Source organism: Bradyrhizobium sp. (genome assembly GCF_019244115.1).
Taxonomy (GTDB): Bacteria; Pseudomonadota; Alphaproteobacteria; order Rhizobiales; family Xanthobacteraceae; genus Bradyrhizobium.
On sequence record NZ_JAFATE010000325.1, the window covers coordinates 1 to 2,034 of the forward strand.

The 2,034-nt window shown below is 60.6% G+C and carries 1 protein-coding gene; it reads left to right on the forward strand.

The genetic code is table 11. From position 1 onward, the window contains the following. Window positions 1-223 precede the first annotated feature (223 nt). Entirely contained in the window at window positions 224-2,029 is a 1,806-nt protein-coding gene (locus tag JOZ76_RS14520; RefSeq protein ID WP_291699316.1) for a PHA/PHB synthase family protein, read from the forward strand. Window positions 2,030-2,034 lie beyond the last annotated feature (5 nt).

Genomic DNA, 2,034 nt, shown 5'->3' on the forward strand with positions numbered 1-2,034 from the left:
GCCCGACGCATTGTCGCGCCGAAATGATCGGCTGCCGAACTGAAACTTGCCGTGGGACTTTAGTTTGTCCGAACCAAGGTAGTTTATCGCAATGCAACAGAAACGCGAAGCGTCATGATGCGTCATTCACCTGATAAATACTTTGAAACATACCGGTCCTTGTTAACACCACAATCCGATCAATCGCGGTGACGGACCGCCCCTGAAGCGTTAGTGTCGCATCATGAACGACGTATCGGTTGAAGCACATACTGGCAAGAAGTTCGATCCGGAAGCCTTTGCGATGAATTTCGCGAAGGCGATGGAGAACAGCGGCAAGGCGCTCGCGGCCTATCTGAAGCCGCGCGAGAGCGGCGAAGTCGTCGACAAGCCGCCGAACGAACTCACCGAAATGGTCAAGACCCTGACCGCCGTCGCCGAATACTGGCTGTCGGACAATGAGCGTTCATCCGACCTGCAGACCCGGATTGCCAAGGGCTATCTCGATCTCTGGGGCTCGGCCGTGCGGCGGATGGCCGGCGAAGAGGCGCCGCCAGCCATTTCACCGGCGCCGCGTGACAAGCGTTTTGCCGATCCGGAATGGAAGTCGAACCAGTTCTTCGATTTCGTGATGCAGCTCTATCTGCTCACGGCGCAATGGGCGCACGATCTCGTGCGCAATGCCGAGGGGCTCGATCCGCATACCCGCAAGAAGGCCGAGTTCTACGTGGGCCAGATCACCAACGCGCTGTCGCCGTCGAACTTCGTGCTGACCAATCCTGAAGTGCTGCGCGAGACGATTACGTCCAGCGGCAGCAATCTGGTGCGCGGAATGCAGATGCTGGCCGAGGACATCGAGGCCGGCAAGGGAACGCTGAAAATCCGCCAATCCGATCCCGCCAATCTCGCGGTCGGCGTCAACATGGCGACGACGGCCGGTAAGGTGATTTTCCAGAACGACCTGATGCAATTGATCCAGTACCAGGCGGCGACCGAGAAGGTGCTGCGCACGCCGCTTTTGATCGTGCCGCCCTGGATCAACAAGTTCTACATCCTCGACCTCAGGCCAGAAAAATCCTTCATCAAATGGTGTGTCGATCAGGGCGTCACCGTATTCGTGATCTCCTGGGTCAATCCCGACAAGACGCTCGGGGCAAAGACCTGGGAAGATTACATGAAGGAAGGCCCGCTCGCCGCCATGGACGTCATCGAACAGGCGACCGGCGAGATGAAGGTCCACACCATGGGCTATTGCGTCGGCGGCACGCTGCTCGCCACCACGCTGGCCTGGCTGGCCGAGAAGCGGCGCCAGCGCGTCGCCTCGGCGACCTTCCTCGCCGCGCAGGTCGACTTCACCCATGCCGGCGATCTCCTCGTCTTCGTCGACGAAGGACAGATCTCGGCGCTCGAAAAGGACATGCAGGAAAGCGGCGTGCTCGAAGGCAACAAGATGGCGATGGCCTTCAACATGCTGCGCTCCAACGACCTGATCTGGTCCTATGTCGTGAGCAACTACCTGAAGGGACAGCCGCCATCGGCATTCGATCTGCTGCACTGGAATTCCGATGCGACGCGGATGCCTGCGGCCAACCATTCCTACTACCTGCGCAACTGCTATCTGGAGAACCGCCTGACCTCCGGCAGCCTGGTGCTGGACAACACGCTGCTCGACCTCGGCAAGGTCAAGGTGCCGGTCTACAATCTGGCCACGCGCGAGGACCATATCGCACCGGCCGACTCCGTGCTGCACGGCTCGAAATTCTTCGGCGGACCGGTAAAATATGTCCTCGCCGGCTCCGGCCACATCGCGGGCGTCATCAACCCGCCCGCCTCCAGAAAATATCAGTATTGGACCAACGAGAACATCGGGGATGTCTCGCTTGCCGACTGGATGAAGGCAGCCGACGAGCACAAGGGCTCGTGGTGGCCGGACTGGCGCGGCTGGCTCGGCCAGATCGATTCCGAGGAGGTCGAAGCCCGCAGCGTCGGCGGCGACGCGCTGCCGCCGATCGAGGATGCGCCCGGCAGCTACGTCAAGGTGCGCGCCTGACGCGG

What these genes read in the sequence shown, in the direction of transcription:
- JOZ76_RS14520 (WP_291699316.1), top strand. Translation starts at nt 224, where the DNA reads ATGAACGACGTATCGGTTGAAGCACATACTGGCAAGAAGTTCGATCCG.